This is a genomic window from Bacteroidia bacterium (genome assembly GCA_025056095.1).
GTDB lineage: Bacteria > Bacteroidota > Bacteroidia > JANWVE01 > JANWVE01 > JANWVE01.
Window position 1 is genome coordinate 1 of the sequence record JANWVW010000283.1, and the last position, 3,073, is coordinate 3,073.

The window sequence follows — 3,073 nt, forward strand, 5'->3', positions numbered from 1 at the left end:
GTTATACGGCATTTTTTACACCATATTTCTACTTGCAGCAACAGTATTTATTTTTGCGCGTCGGGAATTCTAGGTTGAAAAACGCCCGTAACAGACTTCTTGACCTTACGCAGCAGTTGCCAGATTTTCCAGAATCGACTCCCTTTGATTCGAGCCACCTCCTGCTTAAACCACTCCAATTCCTGATTGATGTAAGACAGCTGAGCCTTAGCAGCATCCAACTCTTGCTGAGCCAGTTGCAGTTGCTGCGTGGTGTGGGTTAGTTCCGCTTTGGTCGCATCTAACTCCTGCTGCGTCGTTTGCAGTTGCTGCGTGGTGTGGGTTAGTTCTGCTTTGGTCGCATCCAACTCCTGCTGCGTCGTTTGCAGTTGCTGCGTGGTGTGGGTTAGTTCTGCTTTGGTCGCATCCAACTCCTGCTGGGCAGTTTGTAAGTTTTGAACTGCTTTGGATAAATTACAGGTAGTCTGCCAGTCTTGTAGAATCCAATCTAAAATTTTTGTCTTCGAGAAATCGAGATTCATTCCTATAAAATCATCGCTGAATCCGGATAACTTATTTAGCTCTTCATAAAGACTAATACAACTTGGGAAAAATTCTCTGAGTAGTGATATCCTATGACTTGATTCTATCCGCTTTAGAAGACGAGTGTCTCTTATGCTGCTATCGACAGATTTAAGTTGAATCTGAAACTTTTTTCTACAGTTTTCAACCACTATATTGGGATCTTTGTAGAAGGTTTCTACGTTTAAGAGTAGGCATTTTTCGCTATGTCTCAGATAAAAATCTAATATTCTTATATTAGAACTCATCCATGATTGAAGTGCAAGTTTCGGATTTTTCAGAAACACATGATCACCACGTCGAAATAAAGAGTCTATCACTTCCCAAGGTCTACGATAAGCAAAAATGAAAAATGCATCGGGGAGTAGAGCATTCCAGAAATCCAAAAACAGAGTAGTTCTAGGTTCTTTCCAACCCCAATATGGTGCCCTTTGATTCCTTTCAATTAATTTTTTTGCATCAGGAGTAAACTGCTCGGGAACATGGATGTACTTAATTTCAGGTTCAAGATGTCCCCCATTATGCAGTCCCAAGCTTTCTAGTACGGTCATATGAAATTCCAAAAACTCCGTATTTTCAAAATAACCCTTTGGATTACCTAGATCAGGTTTAAGTAGTTGGGTTCCGATATGAACCCCTGCGCTCTGCAGCAATGAGGCTAAGAAAGATGTTCCTGACCTATGCATTCCGGTAATGATAAAGCAAGTGGCTTTGCACATATGGCTATGTATTACAAAGATAACCCTTACTACAGATAGTACCTATTATAGATCTCACACATTCACAAACAGATGCTTGATCGGTTCGGACTACGACATCCGGAGATTCTGGAATCTCATATGGTGCAGAAATGCCCGTAAAGTTTTCAATTTCTCCTTCTAGTGCTCTGCGATAAAGTCCTTTGGGATCTCGCTTCATGAGTATTTCTATTGGGCAGGAAACATAAACTTCTATTAGTCTTGGTAGAAGTAGTCTGATTTCTTTTCTAGTGTGATTATATGGGGTTATCAAAGATACTACTGATATAATTCTATGCTTATTTAGAATTTGACATATGTAGGCTACTCTAATAGCGTTTATCTTCCTATCTTCAGGGGAGTATCCGAGATCACTGCATAAAGTTTTTCTAACCGTGTCGCCATCCAAAATTTCATAAGCTAGTCCGTTACGTTGAAGAAAGTCCCCTAGTGCTACCGCAATCGTAGTTTTACCAGATCCAGGTAAACCAGTCAACCAAATGGTAAAGCTCATAGCTTTCGAGCACCCATCTATCTCGGCCTATATGCTACCATAACTTGACCACGCGGGTGTCCCCAGCAGCCAACATATTCGGAAACATAGCCGTTAGCTTCACCGAAAAAGAGCATTTCGTCTTTGGTATAGAAAAAGCTTCTATGATCGTGGGGTTTCGATGGATTTTCTTTTTTCTCTTCTGTCTCAAAAAAAGTTGCAAAAAAAACACCATGACTTTTAATCTTAGTCAAGAGATTTCTAAAGCATTTGTGAATTAACCTAGGCGGTAGATGCGTGAATAGTGAGTGAGCAATAGCAAAATCTGCCTTGCATGGAAATTTTTCAAATTCAAAATCATAGGATACCACAAAGTAAGGCCTCTTAGACCTTATTAGCTCAGAATCAAGCTCGTACTGTATTCCGAGCTTGATCAACTCCGGTTCCTTATCAATGCCATAGTAATGTTCTGGCTCCAAATAAGGTATTAGCAATTTCCCAAGCCGTAGCGAGCCACAAGCAATATCCAAAAAAATGTGATCAGGTCTTAAGCCATTGGCAACAAGAAACTCAAACTGTAAAATTCCAATCTGCTCATATAAGCCTCCCACATAATTCCTATGACCAAGTTGGGATATACTAGAAGAGTTATCTCCGTAATCCAATAGTTGTGGTAAGAGCTTAGAAATGGTTGACTTAAACCGATACTTAAGCGTCCGATGGATCATTGTTTGACCTCCACTATAAAGCTCATTTAACCTAGGTCTAGTCCTCCCATTCCCGTGCTATATTTCAGTATACTAGAACTCTTGTGCAGGACTTTCCATAATAAAGCCCTAACCAAAGTCTTAAAAGAGTAGAGTGAGGCTATAGTTCTGGGGTTCCTACTGTACCCACTATGCACTCCTGGCCAGCTCAAATCTAAACGCATTGATTCAATGGCTCGGATTGCAATTTCTCGCGCCAGTGAAGTGTCAACTGAAGGGGATGCCATGTGGCTTCTTTGCTTGGCTTCACTCAACAACTCAAGCACCTGCTGAATCATCCGGTCAAGGCTAAAGTGTCTGATGATTCGCTCACGTGCTTGGCGGCCAATCGCACGGCGTTGCTCTGGGTTCTGTAGAAGAAACTTAAGAGCTTGCACATAATCATCGAACTCAGAAGGCCCACGAGGTATCAAGACACCAGATCCAGGAACCACTAGCTCTCTTTGGCCACCAACATCCGCACCAACAACTGCAACCCCCATTGCCATAGCTTCGTATATGGCTAATGAGATGCC

General features: G+C 41.7%; 4 protein-coding genes. All 4 read right to left on the reverse strand.

Translation table 11 applies throughout. The annotated features are described in order from the left end of the window. Positions 1 to 47 precede the first annotated feature (47 nt). Positions 48 to 1,280: a sulfotransferase gene (locus tag NZ519_13395; protein MCS7029748.1), complete on the reverse strand. Its 1,233-nt coding sequence runs from the start codon at positions 1,278 to 1,280 to the stop codon at positions 48 to 50. Between the two features lie 4 nt (positions 1,281 to 1,284). After that, the gene (cysC, locus tag NZ519_13400) at positions 1,285 to 1,812 is read right to left on the reverse strand and encodes an adenylyl-sulfate kinase (GenBank protein ID MCS7029749.1); all 528 of its coding nucleotides are present in this window, start codon (positions 1,810 to 1,812) and stop codon (positions 1,285 to 1,287) included. 17 nt (positions 1,813 to 1,829) lie between these two features. Further along, complete coding sequence (locus NZ519_13405) at positions 1,830 to 2,402, reverse strand: class I SAM-dependent methyltransferase (protein MCS7029750.1); 573 nt, start codon at positions 2,400 to 2,402, stop codon at positions 1,830 to 1,832. Positions 2,403 to 2,545: 143 nt separating this feature from the next. Beyond that, positions 2,546 to 3,073 (reverse strand): glycosyltransferase family 4 protein (locus tag NZ519_13410; protein MCS7029751.1); only part of this gene is annotated, 528 nt, incomplete at its 5' end.

Excerpts from the sequence above, each read along its gene's own strand:
- cysC (MCS7029749.1), bottom strand. The coding sequence starts at position 1,812 with ATGAGCTTTACCATTTGGTTGACTGGTTTACCTGGATCTGGTAAAACT.
- NZ519_13395 (MCS7029748.1), bottom strand. The coding sequence starts at position 1,280 with ATGTGCAAAGCCACTTGCTTTATCATTACCGGAATGCATAGGTCAGGA.